Origin of the sequence: Serinicoccus marinus DSM 15273 (genome assembly GCF_008386315.1) — a bacterium.
Lineage (GTDB): Bacteria > Actinomycetota > Actinomycetes > Actinomycetales > Dermatophilaceae > Ornithinicoccus > Ornithinicoccus marinus.
Window position 1 is genome coordinate 1,572,225 of sequence record NZ_CP043808.1, and the last position, 19,220, is coordinate 1,591,444.

Consider the following 19,220-nt stretch of genomic DNA (forward strand, 5'->3'; position numbering starts at 1 on the left):
GCTGTCGGCGGTGCGGCCTAGGATGAGCCCATGAGCGGCGCGGGGAGCACGTGGGCCAAGAACCTCACCTACTCGGCGGTCGAGCTGGTCGAGCCCGAGGGCCTGGAGCAGCTGGCGGAGGTGATGTCGTCGGCCCAGCGCGTGCGGCTCCTGGGCTCCCGGCACTCGTTCAACCGCATCGCCGACACCACCGGCACCATGGTGGGCCTGGGTCGGCTGCCGGTCGACGTCAGCGTCGACAGCGACCGGCAGCGCGCCCGCGTCGAGGGCGGCGCCGCCTACGGCGAGGTCGCCCGCCGGCTGCACGAGCAGGGCTGGGGCCTGCACGCCATGGCCTCGCTGCCGCACATCACCGTCGCCGGCGCCGTGGCGACGGACACGCACGGCTCGGGAGACGGCATACCCTCCCTCGCCGAGGGTGTCGCGGCGGTGGAGATCGTCACGACCGAGGGTCGGCAGGTGCGGCTGGAGCGGGGCGAGGAAGACTTCGGGGGAGCGGTGGTCTCGCTCGGCACGCTCGGCGCCGTGGTCGCCCTCGAGCTCGACGTCGAGCCGACCTACGACGTCGCCCAGACGGTCTACGAGGGCCTGACCTGGGACGCGGTCGCGGCCGACCTCGACGCGGTGACCGGCCTGGGCACCAGCGTCTCGGTCTTCACCGACTGGGCCGACGCCGACGCCCCGCACCAGGTGTGGGTCAAGCAGCGCACCGACAGCACCGGCGGCGACCCCCGGGCGCTCGGGCTCACCGCAGCCGACGGGCAGCGGCACATGATGCGCGACGGGCCGGGGGAGCGGTGCACCCGCCAGGGAGGCGTGCCCGGCCCGTGGCTGGACCGGCTGCCGCACTTCCGGCTCGACTTCATGCCCTCCAACGGCGCCGAGGTGCAGTCCGAGTGGCTGCTGCCCCGCTCGCGCGCCGGTGAGGCCATCGACGCGCTGCGCGGCCTGGCCGATGCCCTGGGCCCCCTGACGCAGGCGTGCGAGATGCGCAGCGTCGCGGTAGGGCAGCAGTGGCTCGGGCTCACCCGGGGCGAGGACTGCGTGGCCTTCCACTTCACGTGGTCCCCGGACCAGCGGGCGGTCGAGGCGCTCATCCCGAGGATCGAGGAGGGGCTGGAGCCGCTGGGGGCACGGCCGCACTGGGGCAAGCTCTTCGACGAGCGCGCGCTCGCGCGGCGCATCGAGGAGCTCTACCCGCAGCGTGGACGGATGCTCGGGCTGGCCGCCCGACTGGACCCGCGCGGTGCGCTGCGCAACGACTACCTGGAGAGGGTGGGACTGTGACGGACGAGGTGCGGTGGTCGCCGGCGACGGCCGACGAGGAGGTCGAGCCGGACCTGCGGGCGGCGTTCGCGCGGGAGATCGGAGGTGCCCCCGACGGGGTGTGGGCCGCCCCCGGGCGGATCAACCTCATCGGCGAGCACACCGACTACAACGGCGGCTGGTGCCTGCCCTTCGCGTTGGCCCACCGCACCTACTGCGCGGTGCGGACCCGGCCGGACGGGCGGCTGCGGGTGGTCTCGCGGCAGGCGCCCGGACAGGCCTGGGAGGGCGAGGTGGACCAGATCCGCGCCGGGTCGCCCGGGGGCTGGGTCGCCTACGTCGCGGGCGTCGTCGCCATCCTGGCGCAGCGGGCGGGTGGCCCGGTGGGCGCCGACATCCTCGTGGACGGCCGTGTGCCGCTCGGGGCGGGCCTGTCCTCCTCGGCCGCACTGTCCTGCTCCGGCGCCCTGGCCCTGGCCGAGCTGGTGCCGGGGGCTGGCCGCGGTCGACCGGGCCGAGCTGGCGCAGGTGGGCGGGTGCTGCGCGCGGAGAACGACTACGCCGGCGCGGCGACCGGGGGGATGGACCAGACCGTCTCGCTGCGCGCGGTGGACGGGCACGCCCTGCTCGTCGACTGCGACGACTTCTCGCTCACCCCGGTGCCGTGGACCCTGCCCGGTCACGAGGTGCTCGTCATCGACACCCGGGCCCACCACAGCCTGGCCGACGGACAGTACGCCGCGCGCCGGAGCACCTGCGAGCGCGCCTGCCGCAGCCTCGGGGTGGCCAGCCTGCGCGAGCTGCACGGCGCGGACGTGGACGAGGTGCTGGGCCGGCTCGAGGGGGACGGCGAGGCGCAGCGCCGCGTGCGGCACGTGCTCTCCGAGAACACCCGGGTGCTCGACCTCGTCGCGGCCCTGGGCCAGGAGGACGCCGAGGAGGTGGGCCGGCTCATGGTGGCCTCGCACGTGTCGCTCCGGGACGACTACGAGGTGTCGTGCCGGGAGCTCGACCTCGCCGTCGAGGCGGCCCGGCAGGCGGGGGCGGCCGGCGCGCGGATGACCGGCGGCGGCTTCGGCGGATCGGCGCTGGCCCTGGTGCGGCGCGGCGACGTCGAGGACGTCGCTGCCGCGGTGCACGAGGCCTTCCTCGCCGAGGGTCTCCAGGCCCCTCACCTGCTCCGGGCCACGCCGAGCGCCCCGGCGCACCGGCTCTCCTGAGCCGGCCCGGCCGCATACCCACCGAGCGCCGTGAATGGTTGCTTCTCGGGTCCTCCGGTCGACGACCTCACGGTGCGAGGACGCCACCGTCGTCTCAGACGGCGGCGGTCATCAGGCGTTGTGCCAACCATTGGCGGCGTGCGGTGGGTGGTGTGCCAACCATGGGCGGCGCTCGGTGGGAGGGGGGAGGGGTCAGGTGCGGGTGACCAGAGCGGCGGCCTGCCGGGCGATCTCCCACTCCTCCGCCGTCGGTATGACGTAGCCCGCGACCCGGCTGTCCGCGGTGGTGATGAGGGTCTCGCCGTCGGCAGCGGCATTGGCGGGTGCGTCGAGGAGCACGCCGAACCCGGCCAGTCGCTGCAGGACGGCCGCGCGGAGCTCGACGTTGTTCTCGCCCACCCCCGCGGTGAAGACCAGCGCGTCGAGCCCGCCGAGCACCGCGGCGAAGGCCCCGACGTAGCGCAGCACCCGGTGCACGACCACCTCGAAGGCCAGCACCGCTGCCGGGTCCCCGTCCGCCCGCCGCGCCATGACCTGCCGGAAGTCCGCCGAGCCGGTGAGCCCGAGCAGCCCGGACTCCTTGGCCAGCGCACGCTCGACCTCCTCGGTCGACAGCCCGGCCACCCGGCCCAGGTGCCCGGCGACCCCGGGGTCGAGGTCACCCGGACGGGTGCCCATGACCAGCCCTTCCAGCGGGGTCAAGCCCATCGAGGTGTCGACGCTGTGGCCGCCGTCGACCGCAGCGGCGCTGGCCCCGTTGCCCAGGTGCAGCACGATGCTGCGCACCTCCTCCAGCGGACGGCCCAGGAGGTCGGCGGCCCGTCGGGAGACGTAGGCGTGGGAGGTGCCGTGGAAGCCGTAGCGCCGCACCCGGTGCTCCTCGCGCCACTGCCGGGGCACGGCGTAGGTCGCGGCGGCTTCCGGCATGCCCTGGTGGAAGGCGGTGTCGAAGACCGCGACCTGGGGAACATCGGGGAACGCCTCCTGCGTGGCGGCGATACCCGCGAGATTGCCGGGGTTGTGCAGCGGTGCGAGCGGCACGAGGCGCTCGACGGTCGCGATGACCTCCGGGGTGATGAGCGTGGGGTCGGCGAACTCCGCGCCGCCGTGCACGACCCGGTGCCCCACGGCGAGCAGGTCGACGTCGGCGAGGGTGGGGCCGTGCTCCTGGAAGGCGCGGGTCGCCAGCTGCAGCGCCGCCGCGTGGTCGGGCACGTCGAGGACCTGCTCGTGGGTCCTCCCGCCCACGGTGTGGCGCGCCACCCCGTCGCTCAGGCCGATGCGCTCCACCAGCCCCTTGGCCTGCGAGGCCCCGGTGTGCGGGTCGAGCAGCTCGTACTTCACCGACGAGGAGCCGGCGTTGACGACGAGCACGACCGGGTCGCCTCCCGCGGCGCCGCTCCCAGCGCCGCGCCCCGCGCCGCTCCGGCCGCCCGCCCCAGCGCCCTGGTCCGCGCTCATCGGCCCGCCCCCGCCTGGATCCCCGTGATGGCGACGGTGTTGATGATGTCGCGGACCGTCGCGCCTCGGGACAGATCGTTGACCGGGGCGTTGAGCCCCTGCAGCACCGGACCGACCGCCACCGCGGAGGCGCTGCGCTGCACCGCCTTGTAGGTGTTGTTGCCGGTGTTGAGGTCGGGGAAGACGAGCACGGTGGCCTGTCCGGCGACGGGGGAGTCCTTGAGCTTGGTGGCCGCGACGGAGGGGTCGACGGCGGCGTCGTACTGGATCGGCCCCTCGACCAGGAGCGAGGGCTCCCGCTCACGCACGAGGTCGGTCGCCGTGCGCACCTTGTCGACGTCGGCCCCGCTGCCCGAGCCGCCGGTGCTGTAGGACAGCATCGCCACCCGCGGCTCGACGCCGAACTGGGCGGCCGTCGCGGCCGAGGAGATCGCGATGTCGGCGAGCTGCTCGGCGTCCGGGTCGGGGTTGATGGCGCAGTCGCCGTAGACGAGAACCTTGTCGGCCAGGCACATGAAGAACACCGAGCTGACGACCGAGACGCCGGGGGAGGTGCGGATCACCTCCAGCGCCGGCCTGATGGTGTGCGCGGTCGTGGTGATCGACCCGGAGACCATGCCGTCGGCCCGCCCGGTCTTGACCATGAGGGTGCCGAAGTAGGCCGGGTCGGTGAGGATGTCCTGGGCCTGCTCGAGGGTGACGCCCTTATGTGCCCGCAGCTCGGCATACGTCCGGGCGAAGTCCTCGCGCCAGTCGCTGGTGAGCGGGTCGACGACCTCGGCGGCGTCGAGCCGCAGGCCCAGCGCCGCCCCCCGCTCACGCACCTGCGCCTCGTCACCGAGCAGCGTGAGCCGGGCGACCCCGCGGGCGAGCACGGTGTCGGCCGCCCGCAGGATCCGGTCCTCCCCGCCCTCGGGCAGCACCACGTGCGCGCCCGTCTCTCGCGCCCGGGCCATGATCTCGTGCTCGAACATGAGCGGGGTCACCACGCCGGACCGGCGACCGGTGTCGTCCTCGACGGGGAGCAGCCGGGTGAGGTCGACGTGCTGCTGGGCCAGGGACCGGGCGTGCTCGATCTTGCGCTGCGAGCGGGGGGTGATGCGGCCGACGACGTCGTGCATGGTCATCGCCGTGCGCATGGTCCCGCCCTCGCAGCCGATGATCGGCAGCTCCACCGCGAGGCCCTCGACGAGCCGAGACACCTGCTCGCTGGGGCGCAGCCCACCGTTGAGGACGATGGCCCCGAGCGAGGGGAAGGTCGAGGACCGGTGGGCGAGGATGGCGCCCAGCAGCACGTCCTCGCGGTCGCCGGGGCAGATGAGCACGTTGCCCTCGCGCAGCCGGTCCAGGACGTTGGGCATGGTCATCCCGGCGATGATGAGCCCGGTCGCCTCTCGCTCGAGGAGGGTCTCGTCACCCGCCCGGAGTATGCCGTCGGTCGCGGCCATGAGGTCGCCGACCGTCGGGGCGGCGAGCAGCGGGTCGGCGGGCATCGCGAGGACGACCGGGTCGCTGCCGCCGCCGGCCACCTGCTCGGCGACCGCGTCGCGGACCGCCGCGGACACCTCGTCCAGGTCGTCGTCGACGCGGTTGGCGAGCACGCCCGCGACCGCCGCGTGCCGGCTCAGCGCCTCCTGCACGGTGACGGCCGCAGCGGTGGCGGTGTCCTCCACGCCGCGGCCGGCGGCGGGGATGATGAGCAGCATGGGCGCGCCGAGGTTGGCGGCGATGCCGGCGTTGGTGGAGAACTCGGTGGGGGCGGTGACCCCCGTGTAGTCCGAGCCGACGACGAGCACCCGCTCGTGCTCGGCGGCATACCGGTGGAACCGGTCGACGATGTCGCCGATGGCCGCGTCGTGCTGGCGGTGCAGGTCGTCGTAGGTCACCCCGACGGCGTCCTCGATGGCCGACGCCGACGTCGAGAGCGGGTGCAGCAGGTGCAGGAGCGGGTCGTGCTCCCGGTCCTGCACGACGGGGCGGAAGACGCCGACCCGGCCGCCGAGGGCGCACAGCTGGGCGAGCAGCCCGACCGCCACCGCCGACTTACCGGACCGGGGCTCGGCGGACGCGACATACAGGGAGGTGCTCACGGGTCCCACGATAGCCACGTCTTACGCTGCGTCCATGGACACGTCGAGCTCGTTGACCGCTGCCGGTGGACTCTCCGCGGTGCGGGTGTGGGTCGACGGCGCCCTCGTCGGGCCGGAGGGCTCGGTGCCGGCGCTGGACCACGGGATCACCGTCGGCGACGGGGTGTTCGAGACGTGCAAGGTGGACGGGGAGGTCTTCGCGCTCACGCGGCACCACGACCGGATGGACCGGTCGCTCGCGGCGCTCGGCCTGGAGCCGCTGGACCGGGACCGGGTCGGGGAGGGCATCGCTGCGGTCCTCGCCGAGGGAGGTATGCCGTTCGGCCGCCTGCGCTACACCGTCACCGCCGGGCTCGGGCCGCTGGGCAGCGACCGGGTCCCGGGAGCCGCGACGTATGTCGTCACCGCGGTCGAGCAGGACCCCATCCCGGCGATGACCTCCGCGCTCGTGGTGCCCTGGGTCCGCAACGAGCGGGGGGCGCTCACCGGGGTGAAGTCGACGTCCTACGCGGAGAACGTCGTCGCGCTCGCGGCGGCGAAGGCGCGCGGGCACTCCGAGGCGATCCTCGCCAACACCGCGGGGATGCTGTGCGAGGGGACCGGCACCAACGTCTTCGTCGTGACCGGCGACACCGTGCGCACCCCCGGCCTCGGCTCGGGACCGCTGGCCGGGGTCACCCGCGGGCTGGTCGTCGAGTGGTTGCGCGAGGACGGCGTCGACGTGGTCGAGGAGGCGCTGCCGCTGTCGGTGCTGGCCGAGGCCGACGAGATCTGGCTCTCGAGCAGCATCCGCGACATCACCGCCCTGCACCGGCTGGGACGTCCACGACCCGGTGCTGCTGACGAGCGGTCAAGAGCTGGCCGTGCCCGGGCTGACCCCCCGTGACCTGGGGGAACAGCCGGCCCGATGGCGCAGCGGGCCCTGCGGGTCTTCGCAGAGCGGGCCGCGCGGACCCTCGATCCTTGACGGAGACTTGACCTGTCAGCGGTGACAACCGCACGGGAATGTGGCTACGTTCGAAGGAGCACGTCAGCGACGGCGTCCGTCCCTCTCACGAGGAGTAGACGTGTGCGTCCTGCTGGAAAGCGCACTCTGGCCCTCATCAGCACCGGTGCCGTGGCCTGCGGCGGCGCCAACTACGTGTGCTCGGGCACCGCGACCGAAAGCGCCAACGGCGACGTGGTGACCACGGACTAGGGCCTGACCTTCGACGCCTTCGGCTACCCGGCGGCCAGCCCCTACGACGGGGAGGAGCTGTGGCGCTGCTCCGGGGTCGCCGGACCGGACACGCGCGGCACCACCGACCACCGTCTGCCGTGCTCGATGACCGGCGGCTCCAGCGGGGTGGCTGGATCACCGGCGGCGTCCTCAACTGGGTGAACTCCTTCGTACCAGGTGGAGCGGGACGTCATGTACGGCCCCTACTTCGGGAACGTCGAGCAGCAGGTCTACACCGCCGGTAGCACCAGCTGAGGCACCAGCCGAGGCGATTTCGTCGCCCGGGCACGGGGAGGCTAGACTTCCTCCCCGTGCCCGAGGGCACGTCCGGACGTGTAGCTCAGCTGGTTAGAGCGTTCGCTTCACACGCGAGAGGTCAGGGGTTCGAGTCCCTTCACGTCCACCCGGTTCGAGGTGCGGTATGAGGCCCCTGGCCTGCGGAGACGCGGTCGAGGGGCGTTCGTCGTGGCTGGCGGCCGTCGCCTGTGGGGGCCTCGTCATCGCGTCACGTCGCGGCGCTGACCTCGAGGAGGCTGCGCCAGGGGTCCTCGAAGTGCAGGGTGCGGCCGTCGTGCTGGGCGGGGATCTCGTGGTGGCGGAGTCGCTCGGCGAGTGCGTCGACGTCCTGGGTGGCCGGTACCACGATGGAGACCTGCCCGAGGCCGATGGTGGCGGCCGGGCGCCTGCGCCGCGGCTGCCCCAGCTGTTCATGGCCATGTGGTGGTGGTAGCCACCGGCCGAGACGAAGATCGCGCCGTTCCACTGGGCGGTGACCTCGAAGCCGAGGGCGTCGACGTAGAAGGCCCGCGCGGTGGGGACGTCGCCGACCTTGAGGTGCACGTGGCCCACCTCGGCGGTGCTGGGGGCCTGCTCCAGGTGGTGGTCGCGCAGGAACGCCTGCGGGTCCAGGGGGAGGGAGTCCATGGCCACCCGGCCGCCGTGCCAGCTCCACTGCTCGCGCGGCCGGTCCCGGTAGAGCTCGATGCCGTTGCCCTCGGGATCGGTGAAGTAGAACGCCTCCGAGACCAGGTGGTCGGCGGAGCCGACGAAGATCGAGCGGGGTGCTGGCCTGCCCGGGCGACGACGTCCGCGAGCGCGGCTCGGTCCGGGAAGAGCAGCGCGGTGTGGAACAGGCCTGCCTGGCCGGGTGCCGGGGCGGGGAGGCCGGGGGTGTGGACGAGGACGACGAGTGCGTCGCGTCCGCGACCGAGGACGCTGGTGTCGGCCCGCCCGACGGCGGGGGAGCCACGGTCGACGGCGGTGCGCGCGGCGTCGCCGGGCAGCTCCTCGAGGCCGAGCGCGTCACGGTAGTAGTCCGTCATGCCCGGGAGGTCGGCCACGTGCAGGGTGACGGCGTCCATGGTGGTGGTGCCCGGCAGGAGGAGATCGGTGGTCATGATGGGCCCTCGGAAGTTGTCGTGTCAACTAATTAGGCCACCGTACCACCGCATAGTTGTCGGTACAACTGACCCCGCCTCGTCGGTGGCGGAGGTTGTCCCGTCAACCATCGGTGATACTGGTGCGATGACGACGACGTGGTTGACCGATGCCGAGCGCGCGGCCTGGGTCCGGATGGCAGCCGTGCTGGAGCTGCTGCCCGGTGTGCTCGACACGCAACTGCGGCGGGACAGCGGGCTCACCCACTTCGAGTACTTCACGCTGGCCATGCTCTCCGAGGCAGACGGCCGGACGCTGCGGATGACCGCGCTCGCGGCCCAGACCAACGCCACCCTCCCGCGGCTCTCGCACGTGGTTCGGCGTCTCGAGGGTCGAGGCCTGGTGTCGCGTATGCCGTGTCCCGAGGATGCCCGCGCCACGAATGCCCGGCTGACCGACGACGGGTGGGAGGCGGTCCGGGCAGCTGCGCCGGGTCACGTCGCCGCCGTCCGCGACGCCGTCGTCGACGCGCTGACCCCCACGCAGATCGAGCAGCTGACGGCTATCACCACGGCGATCCTGCGGCGTATCGATCCCGATGGGACCATGCTGGACCGGTCATGAACCGCCGCGGGTGGTCGGTGCACGACGTCGTCGCCCACCTCACCGACTCGGCCCTCACGACCCGGTTCGGCTTCGTGCGTCAGATGGTCTGCGCCCGCTTCGACGTCGACCGGGCGAACGAGGAGGGAGTGGCGGAGCGCAAGGCCACCGACCCGGTCCAGACGCTGGCCGCGTCCCGCGCTATGGCAGACCGCACCTGCAGCCCGCCGCCACCCATAGCCACCCGGCTGGGCGAGGCCAATGTGCACGGTGAGGACATCCGCCTTCCCCTGGGCATCCAGCACGCCTACCCGATGGAGCCCGTCATGATGGCGCTGACGCACATGGTGAGGACCAGCGCCGGGTTCGGTGGAGGCAGGGAGCGTGCCCGCGGCCTCCGTCTCTGCCCCCTTCCGCCCGAGGGTCAGATCGGCGACGGCCCGAGGTCCGCGGCGAGCCCATCGCGTGCATCGAGCCGGCGGCGTCCCCCAGCGCCGGTCGCTCCACCGCCAGCTCAACGGGGTGACGGCGGCCGCGACGACCAGCAGCGGCCACCAGGACCCCGTCGCACCACCGGACGGCCCGTCCGCAAGGGAGCGGCTCACCCCCTGACCACATGCGACAGCCCCGGTCGAGGACCGGGGCTGTCGTGGTGGTGCCGTGCTGGTCAGCGCAGGAACGCGGGGGCGGTCCGTGCCCACCAGTCGCCGAGCCCGAGGGTGCTCCACGCGGCCGGGATGGCGGCGACGGTGAGCAGCACCAGCGCGCCGGTGAGGTGGTCGTCCAGGAACGGGTTGTTCACGGTCGGGATCGCCGCGCCGTACATGAACAGGTACATCAGCGCTCCTGCCAGGGCGCCCACGCGGGCTCCGGCACCGGTGATGAGGGTGACGCCGATGCCCAGCAGGCCGAGCATGAAGAGCCAGTCGATGACGACCATGCCGGCCATGCCGTTGTAGAAGCCGGCGAGCGGACCCTCGACACCGCTGAGGTAGCCGGTTGGGGCTGCCGCCGTTGATCCAGGCGCGCTCGCCCGGGGTCGCGTAGCCCAGACCGAAGGTCTTGTCCAGGAACGCCCACAGGAAGTAGAAGCCGAAGGCGATGCGGGTGATGGCCAGCATCCAGGCACCGGCCACGGGCAGAACCTCGTGGTCCCGTGCCGTGAGGCGGGTGGCCGTGGTGGTGGCCGAAGCTGTGGCGGAGCTCATGATGCCTACTTTCGACGTGTCCGACTAGGTACTACACAGTGTAGCAGTCAGACTACGACGGTATGTAGTGCTTTGGTCGCCCACGCCGACACCTCGGTCGTCAGGGGAGTGCCAGACATGGCGGGGGCGTCCAGCCACGTCATCCCGTAGGTGTCCGACACCTGCGGCAGGCCGCCCGGGCCAGGCTCCCAACCGGGCCGCGGGACGGCGAAGTAGATGAGGTCGATGTGCTGGTGCGGCGGGTCCTGCGAGATGTCCTCCACCTGGATGCCCTCAGGGCGCACGAGCTGCCGGGGCGAGCCCGGTGCGTCGTGAGGTATGCCGGGGGAGCCGACGAGCTCGACCGCCAGGCCGGTCTCCTCGAGGGTCTCGCGCCGCGCCGCGTCGTCGGGGAGCTCACGCGGCTCGATGTGTCCGCCGGGCGGAAGCCACAGGCCGACCTTGGGGTGCGGGTGCAGCAGGACGTGCCCCGCGTGGACGACGAAGACCGCCACGGTGAAGTGCTTGGTGATGCCGTCCTCCGGCTCCCGGTCCTCGACTGCGCCCACGACCAGCACCCTAGGCGCTCTGCCCCGGGCCGGTCCGCGCGCCGTGCGCGACCCGATATCCGGTGCCAACGTCCGCGATCCGGCGGGTAGGGTTGGGCGACCGACGGGCGCGCGCGGCGCACGTCATACCCCATCGCCGAGGAGCACCAGCGTGTCCACCCAGATCACCGTCAGTGTCGCAGGCAGCGAGCGAGCGGTCGAGCAGGGAACGACCGCGGGCGACCTCGTCGGCGACGACCGTCAGGTGGTCGTCGCGCGGGTCGGCGGCGAGCTGCGCGACCTGCACCACGAGCTCGCCGACGGCGACGTCGTGGAGCCGGTGCTCGTCACCGAGCCGGACGGGCTGGACGTGCTGCGCCACTCGTGCGCCCACGTGCTCGCCCAGGCCGTGCAGCAGACGTGGCCCGAGGCCCGCCTGGGCATCGGGCCGCCGGTGCGCGACGGCTTCTACTACGACTTCGACGTCGCCGAGCCGTTCACCCCTGACGACCTCAAGCGCCTCGAGAAGACGATGCAGCGCATCATCAACTCCGGGCAGACCTTCGCCCGGCGCGAGGTCGACGACGAGGCCGCCCGGGAGGAGCTGGCCACCGAGCCCTACAAGCTCGAGCTCATCGGCCTCAAGGGTGGCGCCTCCGAGGAAGCCGCCGAGGGCGCGAGCGTCGAGGTCGGCGGCAGCCAGCTCACCATCTACGACAACCTCGACCGCAGCGGCGAGAAGGTCTGGGGCGACCTGTGCCGCGGCCCGCACCTGCCGAGCACCAAGATCATCGGCAACGCCTTCAAGCTCATGCGCAGCGCCGCGGCCTACTGGCGGGGCAGCGAGAAGAACCCGCAGCTGCAGCGGATCTACGGCACCGCCTGGCCGTCCAAAGACGAGCTCAAGGCCTACCTCGACCGTCTCGCGGAGGCCGAGAAGCGTGACCACCGCCGCCTGGGCGCGGAGATGGACCTCTACTCCTTCCCCGAGGAGCTGGGCGCAGGCCTGCCCGTCTTCCACCCCAAGGGCGGCGTCCTGAAGCGGGTCATGGAGGACTACCTGCGCCAGCGGCACATCGACGAGGGGTTCGAGTACGTCGGGACCCCTCACGTCGCCAAGGAGGGGTTGTTCCACACCTCCGGGCACCTGCCGTACTACGAGGACACGATGTTCCCGCCGATGGAGGAGGACGGTCAGCGCTACTTCCTCAAGGCGATGAACTGCCCCATGCACAACCTCATCTACCGCAGCCAGCAGCGCTCCTACCGCGACCTGCCGCTGCGGCTGTTCGAGTTCGGGCACGTCTACCGCTACGAGAAGTCCGGGGTCGTGCACGGACTGACCCGGGTGCGCGGGCTGGAGATGGACGACTCGCACTCCTACGTCACCCGCGAGCAGGCGCCGGACGAGATCCGGCACCTGCTGACCTTCGTGCTCGGGGTGCTGCGCGACTTCGGCCTGGACGACTTCTACCTCGAGCTGTCCACCCGCGACGAGGTAGGGGAGAAGAAGGACAAGTTCATCGGCACCGACGAGCAGTGGGCCGAGGCGACGGCCGTGCTCGAGGAGGTCGCGCGGGACTCCGGGCTGGAGCTCGTGCCCGACCCCGGTGGTGCCGCCTTCTACGGGCCCAAGATCTCGGTGCAGGCCCGGGACGCGATCGGCCGGACCTGGCAGATGTCGACGGTGCAGTACGACTTCAACCAGCCGGAGCGCTTCGGGCTGGAGTACTCCGCCGCGGACGGGAGCCGTCAGCAACCGGTGATGATCCACTCGGCCAAGCTCGGCTCGGTCGAGCGCTTCATGGGGGTGCTCATCGAGCACTACGCCGGTCAGCTCCCGCCCTGGCTCGCGCCGGTGCAGGTCGTCGGGGTGCCCGTGGCGGAGGACTTCTACGGCTACCTCGACGACGTCGCCGGCAGGCTCCGGGAGCACGGCATCCGGGTGGAGGTCGACCACGGCGACGACCGCTTCCCCAAGAAGATCCGCAACGCCAGCCGGTCCAAGGCTCCGTTCATCCTCATCGCCGGTGGCGAGGACGCCGAGGCCGGCGCGGTCTCCTTCCGCTTCCGCGACGGCTCGCAGGAGAACGCCGTCCCCGTCGACGAGGCGGTCCAGCGGATCGTCACCGCGGTGCGCGACCGCGTGCAGGTCTGAGGTCCGCGCCCGGCGCACCGGCATACCCCTGACCTAGGATCGGCTCACCCGACGGAGCAGGAGCAGGTATGCCGACACTGGGGGAGGCCGCGCAGGGTGTGCGCGTGCGCGCGCTCGCCGACGACGAGGCGCTGCTGCTCGGCGCGCTGCACAAGCAGGCTCTGGTCAGGGCCGGCACCGACCCGGACGCGGGCGAGCCGATGCACGTGCGTGCCTTCGCCAGCGCCTGGCACCGGCGCGCCGACGACCTCCCGGCCTGGGTCGCCGAGCACGACGGCGAGCACGTCGGGGTCGCGGTGGTCCGCCGCACGATGCTGCCCCACCTCGCGGGTGCTCCGCGGCTGCTCGTCCTCTCCGCACTGGGTCCGGCGGACACCGTCGGTGAGGAGGCGGTCTGTCTCGCCCTGGTCCGTCAGGTCATCAGCTGGGCGCGGGAGCGTGGCGACGAGCGGGTCGAGGTCGCGGGCGACGTTGCACTGCCGGCTCCCGTCCTGGATGCGGTCCGCGCGGTGGTGCGGCAGGCGACCTCGGTCAGCCTGCCCACCCAACCCTGAGCGGGTAGGACGCCCGCAGCAGGGTCAGCCGCCGAGTGGCTCGAGGACGAAGACCGGGATGAGCCGGTCGGTCTTCTCCTGGTAGTCGGCGTAGCTGGGGAAGGTCTGCACCGCGCGCTCCCACCACGCGTCCCGCTCGCGGCCCCGCCGAGCTCGCGCGCCCCGCAGCGCCTGCTGGCTGGCGCCGTCCTGGACCAGGACGTCGGGGTTCTTGGCCACGTTGTAGTACCACGCCGGGTGCTCGGGCGCCCCGCCCTTGCTCGCGACGGCGAGGTAGGAGCCCTCGTGCTCGACCCGCATCAGCGGGACCCGCCTGAGCATGCCGCTGCGGGCGCCACGCATGGTGATGACCACGACCGGTCGGTCCTGGATCGTCGCGGCGGCGGTGTCTCCCGCGGCGTCGATGTCGCGCAGCTGGGTGGCCACCCAGTCGCTCTTCTCCGGCAGGTATGCCGCCGGGTCGCCGATCGCGGCGGCGTCGAGGTCGTGCCGTGCGCTGCTGTCGTCCATGACCTGGCCAACTCCGGCCGGGCACCCAGTGTTCCCGCCGGTCACGTGTCGTCCGCACGGATGCGAGCCCTCACGAGGTCGGCCACCGCCGCGGCGCACCTCCGCGCCCCGTCCACGGCTGCGGGACCAGCGCTTCACCACCAGCGGTCCCTCGGCCGCTGCAACCCGCACCTGCTCCCAGGTCTGCACGACCCGGGACCGTGGCACGGGTATACCCCTGGCCACGAGGCGCTGCTCCAGCCGTTCCGAACGGCGGAGCAGCCGCACGCCGGGAAGCGGGTTAAGGCAGGGGATGCCCGCGCCCGCGAGCCGGGCGACCACCTGCTCCAGGCCGCGGTGAGGCGAGGATGAGAGGACGATGACGGCTTTCGCGACGGATCGCGACGGTGTCCCTAGACTGCGGCCCATGACCTCCGTGCCCGAGCCCGAGGACGCCATCACCTTCGCGGGGTCGCAGGACGGTTTCGAACGGCTCTGGACCCCGCACCGGATGGCCTACGTGCGTGGTGAGCGGCCCAGCCCGGACGCCGGCTCCGGGTGTCCGTTCTGCGCCGCCCCCGGTCAGGAAGACGCGGAGAGCCTCGTCGTGCATCGGGGTGAGCACTGCTACGTCGTGCTCAACCTCTTCCCCTACAACCCCGGGCATCTCCTGATCTGCCCCTACCGGCATGTCTCGCTCTACGTCGACATGACGCCCGAGGAGACCGCGGAGTTCACCGAGTTGACCCGGCAGGCGATCCACGCGATCACCGCCGCGAGCAACCCGGCCGGCTACAACATCGGCATGAACCAGGGCGAGGTCGCCGGCGCAGGCGTGGCCGCCCACCTGCACCAGCACGTCGTGCCGCGGTGGATGGGCGACGCCAACTTCCTGCCGATCGTGGCGCAGACCAAGGCCGTGCCTCAGCTCCTGCAGGACGTCCGCGAGCAGCTCGCGGGGCACTGGCCTGCGAGCTAGGTCACCCGTCGTGGCGCCAGGTGGCGGACACGCCATGCGGGTGGCACTCGGCGAGGAACTCGACCGCGCGGACTCCGTCGCGCCACCGGACCAGGTTGAGGTGGGTCGACTCGGGGTGGTCCGCATTCGGGTGCGGGAGGTCGGGCGTGACGTGTGGCGACTCGGCAAAGACCCACGAGAGGCCCCGATCAGCGCCGATCTGGTCGAGAGCCTCGACATAGTCGGACCGGCGTCGAGCGGTCAGATAGTTGAGCACCCACGAGTTCATCACGACCGGGTGGCCGTCGAGGTCGTCGACCGCGCTGGCCAGATCATCAACCGCATCGCCTCGCCGCACCTCGACGGGCTGGTGCTGCGCGATGGCGATGGCACCGTCCAGCCGGTCCAGTCGCTCGAGCTGGTCGGGCCACACGCAGGCTCGTAGCCAGCGGGCGGCGAGCGGGTTCGCCACGTCGACGGGGTGCTGGTCCAGGCCGAGCCTGTCGACGATCGGTGGCATCGCCCTCGGGACCGGGACCGTCCCGTCGGTGCGGCACGACACCCGGACAGCGCTCGGGCCGTCGACCGGATGGACGACACGTCCGTCGTAGTCGTAGGAGTACCGGTCGAAGTTGAGCACGAGGCCGGCGCTGGCACCGATATCCAAGAGGGCGAGCGGCCCGACCTCGTCGGCGAGGCGGGCGAGGACTGGCAGGAAGAGGGCGCAGCGCCCGACCTCGTTGGTCTGCGTGGAACGCGTCGCGACGGTGCGTTCCAGGTGGGTCCGGTGCGCCACGACGGTCTCCACGAAGGCCCGACCGGGGTCGTCGTCGCGCGGATCCGGGGCGATCGAGGGGTACCACTGCGCCAGCGGGAGATCGGGGTGTTGCAGCAGGAGGTCGTGGACCGCCGCGAAGAGGAGCACCGGGGTCCGCTGTTCGGGCACAGGACAGGCGAACAACAGCGACAGCACGTCGTCACGATCCAGGACGTGGCGCGCGATCCGGGTGTAGAAGGGCGCCTGGCGCTGCATCGTCCGGGCCCACTCCCGGAACGGGCGCCGGATCTGATCGAGCTCCTGGGACACCGGGGCCCTCACCCGGCTCGTGGCCGGGCAGAGCTGTCCCCCAGCGAGGGGAGCAGGGGAGGTGCCGAGCGGTGGTCGTGAGCCGGGCGATGGCGGTGTCGTTCGCGAGCCAGGTTGCACCGGTGGCAGAGCCCGCGGCCGTTGTCTGCGGTCGTCGCGCCGCCGTCCGAGTGCCGGACGACGTGGTCGACGTCGCGGATCGGCGCCCCGCACCAGCGGTTGCGGCAGGTCCGGTCCCGGCTGATGACGAACCGGCGCAGCTCGCCGGTGAACCGGCGCCGCCGTGAGTCCTGCTCGACCAGCACGTGGGACACCGGGTCGACCCAGAGCCGACGCAGCCACACGACGGCCTCGCGCCGTTCGGCGGTTGGCTCGGGGTCGCGGTCGGGTTCGCAGGACGGAGCTGGCCTCGAGGCGTCAGGAGACTCGTGGGCCGGCGAGTCGGTGGCGTGGGGAGGGACAGGACGTGACGGGGGAGAAGGGGCAGGAGGAGCAGGGAATCCCGGGTGTGCCGGTGGAGTGATCGGTGGCCCGTGGAGCAGGTCGCAGGACGCGTCCGTGCACCACCCGCTTTCCGGGCAGAGCTCTTGAGAGCTGCTGCCGGGGCCGCTGCCGCCGTCACGACGACTGCTGCTGCCACAGTCACGGCCGTCACCACCACGATCGCCACGGCTACGACTGCTGCTTCGGCCATCGACACCGTCACCGCGATCACCACTGCCTCGGCCATCGACACCGTCACCGCGATCACCACTGCCTCGGCCACCACCATTGCCGTCGCCAACCGCGTCCTCGGGACGCAACAGCTGCCGGGCGACCTCCGCCGGGACAGGGCCGTAGCCCTCGAGCTCCGCCGCGTCCGACGCACCGCCGAACAGCGCCTGGTCGGTGATGACCAGCCCGACCTCGATGTCGATGCCGTCGACGACCGCCCGGCCGGTGAGCCGCTGGTGCAGCTCGTCGGCCATGAGCTGGTTGAGTCCGCGCGGATCGCCGCTGGCGCGCGCCGCCGTGGCGTGCGTGCGCAGCGCCGCGTAGCACGCGACGGCCTGGTGCGCCGGCAGGTGGGCGCTGAGACGTGCCATGACGTCCGGCGCCGGGTGGACCGACACGCCACGGTCCTGCGCCGCCCTGCGGGCCCGCGCGACATAGGCCGCCGGGTCGATCTCGTAGACCAGGGAGCGTGCCGCACCGGTGATCTCCTGGGTCGAGGACCCGGGCAGGCGCGGCGCGAGCCGGCGGTCCACCTCGGCCCGGTCCTCCACCGAGAGACAGGTGGTGGCCTCGGTGTCGGCACGCGCCTGCAGCGCGCCGATGTGGCCACCGGTGAGCGCGGCGAGGGTCTGCGGCATCTCCTCGACGAGGGCCCGCGCACTGGAGAGCTCGCGCGAGCCCCAGTAGGGGGAGGTCATCCGGGCGTGTGCCAGCTCGTCGGCGACCACCTTGCCCCGTCGCGAGCGGGGCACGCCGGCAGCCTGCTGCTGCTCCATCTGGGAGTCGCGGAAGTCGACCTGCAGCCGGGCGCTCACCGCCGCCGCGCTCCGGGTCAGCTCCTCCAGCTGTCGCAGCAGCGCGAGCCGGGCGTCGTCGTCGAGGGCACGCAGGTCGTCGGCGCCCAGCGTCATCAGTGCGTCGCGGCAATCGGTCACCTCGGACAACGACCGAGATGGGCCGGGCGCGCAGGCGGCGGGCGAGGAGGCCCCGGAGCTCTGCTCGGAGGCAGCGCTCCGGTAGCAGGGTTGGACGGTACCGGCCCGCGAGTGCACGACCCCGTGGGTGCTCCCCGCGTCCAGCTCCGGCTGCGGTGCCGCCATCTCGCCCACCCCCTCGGTGCGCTCGGTCGACCAGACCCCCTCGATCTGGTTCCTGTCTCCGACACTACCCGAGGCCACCGACAGACTCGAACATCTGTCCACAGCGTGTCGCGGGGGGCCATCCCGCCCTCAGCATCCCCATCGCCGGCCACCCTGCGTCACCCACGCACCTCCTGGCCCGGTGGCCGCACCACCCCGCCGTAGACTTGACCTCATCCCGGTGAGGCCCACCCGTGCGGCCCCGCCCACGGCATACCCGCACCGCACGAGAGGCCACCCCCGCATGTCCGAGCCCACCCAGCACACCACCGGCACCACGCGCGTGAAGCGCGGCATGGCCGACATGCTCAAGGGCGGCGTCATCATGGACGTCGTCACCCCCGAGCAGGCGAAGATCGCCGAGGACGCCGGCGCGGTCGCCGTCATGGCGCTGGAGCGGGTGCCGGCCGACATCCGCGCGCAGGGTGGCGTGTCGCGGATGAGCGACCCGGACATGATCGACGGCATCATCGAGGCCGTCTCCATCCCGGTCATGGCCAAGGCCCGCATCGGGCACTTCGTCGAGGCGCAGGTGCTGCAGAGCCTCGGGGTGGACTACGTCGACGAGTCCGAGGTGCTGACCCCGGCCGACTACAGCAACCACATCGACAAGTGGGCCTTCACCGTGCCCTTCGTCTGCGGCGCGACCCACCTGGGCGAGGCGCTGCGCCGCATCACCGAGGGTGCGGCGATGATCCGGTCAAGGGGGAGGCCGGCACCGGCGACGTCTCCAACGCGACCACGCACATGCGCTCGATCCGGGCCGAGATCGCGCGGCTCACCTCGATGGCGCCGGACGAGCTGTACGTCGCGGCCAAGGAGCTGCAGGCGCCCTACGACCTGGTGCGCGAGGTGGCGGAGCAGGGCAAGCTCCCGGTCGTGCTCTTCACGGCCGGCGGCATCGCGACCCCCGCGGACGCCGCGATGATGATGCAGCTCGGCGCCGAGGGCGTCTTCGTCGGCTCGGGCATCTTCAAGTCGGGCAACCCCGGTCAGCGGGCCGCCGCCATCGTCAAGGCGACCACCTTCCACGACGACCCCGACACGCTCGCGGAGGTCTCCCGCGGCCTGGGCGAGGCCATGGTCGGCATCAACGTCGACGACATCCCGCAGCCGCACCGGCTGGCCGAGCGCGGCTGGTGAGCTGAGC

Annotated in this window: 16 protein-coding genes, 1 tRNA gene and 2 pseudogenes; 10 read left to right on the forward strand and 9 right to left on the reverse strand. The window is 72.5% G+C overall.

Annotation, left to right across the window (positions count from 1 at the left end; genetic code table 11):
• Nucleotides 1-30 precede the first annotated feature (30 nt).
• Both FU792_RS07305 and galK read left to right on the forward strand, forming a co-directional pair.
• Nucleotides 31-1,287 (forward strand): FAD-binding protein, encoded by a 1,257-nt coding sequence (locus FU792_RS07305; RefSeq protein ID WP_022923846.1) that lies wholly within the window; start codon nucleotides 31-33, stop codon nucleotides 1,285-1,287.
• Nucleotides 1,284-2,486: a galactokinase gene (gene galK / locus FU792_RS07310; protein WP_238706075.1), complete on the forward strand. Its 1,203-nt coding sequence runs from the start codon at nucleotides 1,284-1,286 to the stop codon at nucleotides 2,484-2,486. Before FU792_RS07305 ends, galK begins: the two co-directional genes overlap by 4 nt.
• A gap of 192 nt (nucleotides 2,487-2,678) precedes the next feature.
• On the opposite strand, the gene FU792_RS07315 is transcribed toward galK, so the two are convergent.
• Nucleotides 2,679-3,947 carry an acetate/propionate family kinase gene (locus tag FU792_RS07315; protein WP_084485042.1) on the reverse strand — a complete coding sequence of 423 codons (1,269 nt, stop codon included), beginning with the start codon at nucleotides 3,945-3,947 and terminating at the stop codon, nucleotides 2,679-2,681.
• Entirely contained in the window at nucleotides 3,944-6,037 is a 2,094-nt protein-coding gene (pta, locus tag FU792_RS07320; RefSeq protein ID WP_022923849.1) for a phosphate acetyltransferase, read from the reverse strand. Before pta ends, FU792_RS07315 begins: the two co-directional genes overlap by 4 nt.
• 34 nt (nucleotides 6,038-6,071) lie before the next feature.
• On the opposite strand from pta, the gene FU792_RS07325 reads away from it, so the two are divergent.
• Together FU792_RS07325 and FU792_RS18480 are read left to right on the forward strand one after the other, a co-directional pair.
• A complete protein-coding gene (locus FU792_RS07325) occupies nucleotides 6,072-6,923 on the forward strand; it encodes an aminotransferase class IV (protein WP_202980409.1) in 852 nt (283 codons plus the stop codon).
• A 183-nt stretch (nucleotides 6,924-7,106) separates the two neighbouring features.
• A complete protein-coding gene (locus FU792_RS18480) occupies nucleotides 7,107-7,235 on the forward strand; it encodes a hypothetical protein (protein ID WP_275100761.1) in 129 nt (42 codons plus the stop codon).
• A gap of 41 nt (nucleotides 7,236-7,276) precedes the next feature.
• Here the strand turns inward: FU792_RS18480 and FU792_RS17145 are convergent, their stop codons facing one another.
• Complete coding sequence (locus FU792_RS17145; protein ID WP_193559857.1) at nucleotides 7,277-7,450, reverse strand: hypothetical protein; 174 nt, start codon at nucleotides 7,448-7,450, stop codon at nucleotides 7,277-7,279.
• Nucleotides 7,451-7,585: 135 nt separating this feature from the next.
• On the opposite strand from FU792_RS17145, the gene FU792_RS07335 reads away from it, so the two are divergent.
• Nucleotides 7,586-7,659: transfer RNA gene (locus FU792_RS07335), tRNA-Val, on the forward strand.
• 102 nt (nucleotides 7,660-7,761) lie between these two features.
• Here the strand turns inward: FU792_RS07335 and FU792_RS07340 are convergent.
• A pseudogene (locus tag FU792_RS07340) lies at nucleotides 7,762-8,653 on the reverse strand (VOC family protein).
• A 127-nt stretch (nucleotides 8,654-8,780) separates the two neighbouring features.
• Here FU792_RS07340 and FU792_RS07345 point away from each other — a divergent pair.
• The gene (locus tag FU792_RS07345; protein WP_022923853.1) at nucleotides 8,781-9,257 is read left to right on the forward strand and encodes a MarR family winged helix-turn-helix transcriptional regulator; all 477 of its coding nucleotides are present in this window, start codon (nucleotides 8,781-8,783) and stop codon (nucleotides 9,255-9,257) included.
• Between the two features lie 646 nt (nucleotides 9,258-9,903).
• Here the strand turns inward: FU792_RS07345 and FU792_RS17320 are convergent.
• Both FU792_RS17320 and FU792_RS07355 read right to left on the reverse strand, forming a co-directional pair.
• Nucleotides 9,904-10,185, reverse strand: a complete 282-nt coding sequence (locus FU792_RS17320) for a hypothetical protein (protein WP_202980410.1) — start codon at nucleotides 10,183-10,185, stop codon at nucleotides 9,904-9,906.
• 306 nt (nucleotides 10,186-10,491) lie between these two features.
• Nucleotides 10,492-10,992 (reverse strand): NUDIX hydrolase, encoded by a 501-nt coding sequence (locus tag FU792_RS07355; RefSeq protein ID WP_161600220.1) that lies wholly within the window; start codon nucleotides 10,990-10,992, stop codon nucleotides 10,492-10,494.
• A gap of 151 nt (nucleotides 10,993-11,143) precedes the next feature.
• Between FU792_RS07355 and thrS the strand changes: the two genes are divergently transcribed.
• Complete coding sequence (gene thrS, locus FU792_RS07360) at nucleotides 11,144-13,129, forward strand: threonine--tRNA ligase (RefSeq protein ID WP_022923857.1); 1,986 nt, start codon at nucleotides 11,144-11,146, stop codon at nucleotides 13,127-13,129.
• 68 nt (nucleotides 13,130-13,197) lie between these two features.
• Nucleotides 13,198-13,683, forward strand: a complete 486-nt coding sequence (locus tag FU792_RS07365; protein WP_022923858.1) for a GNAT family N-acetyltransferase — start codon at nucleotides 13,198-13,200, stop codon at nucleotides 13,681-13,683.
• A gap of 24 nt (nucleotides 13,684-13,707) precedes the next feature.
• Here FU792_RS07365 and FU792_RS07370 read toward each other — a convergent pair whose 3' ends face one another.
• Nucleotides 13,708-14,193, reverse strand: a complete 486-nt coding sequence (locus tag FU792_RS07370) for a nitroreductase family deazaflavin-dependent oxidoreductase (protein WP_149814667.1) — start codon at nucleotides 14,191-14,193, stop codon at nucleotides 13,708-13,710.
• Nucleotides 14,194-14,599: 406 nt separating this feature from the next.
• Here FU792_RS07370 and FU792_RS07375 point away from each other — a divergent pair, with 406 nt between their 5' ends.
• Nucleotides 14,600-15,151, forward strand: a complete 552-nt coding sequence (locus tag FU792_RS07375; protein WP_022923860.1) for an HIT family protein — start codon at nucleotides 14,600-14,602, stop codon at nucleotides 15,149-15,151.
• Nucleotide 15,152: 1 nt separating this feature from the next.
• On the opposite strand, the gene FU792_RS07380 is transcribed toward FU792_RS07375, so the two are convergent.
• Complete coding sequence (locus tag FU792_RS07380; protein ID WP_157609176.1) at nucleotides 15,153-16,229, reverse strand: DUF2332 domain-containing protein; 1,077 nt, start codon at nucleotides 16,227-16,229, stop codon at nucleotides 15,153-15,155.
• Nucleotides 16,226-17,866, reverse strand: a complete 1,641-nt coding sequence (locus FU792_RS07385; protein WP_161600221.1) for an HNH endonuclease — start codon at nucleotides 17,864-17,866, stop codon at nucleotides 16,226-16,228. The genes FU792_RS07380 and FU792_RS07385 overlap by 4 nt, the downstream gene beginning before the upstream one ends.
• Nucleotides 17,867-18,314: 448 nt before the next feature.
• Here FU792_RS07385 and pdxS point away from each other — a divergent pair.
• A pseudogene (gene pdxS / locus FU792_RS07390) lies at nucleotides 18,315-19,213 on the forward strand (pyridoxal 5'-phosphate synthase lyase subunit PdxS).
• The last annotated feature ends 7 nt before the right edge of the window (nucleotides 19,214-19,220 follow it).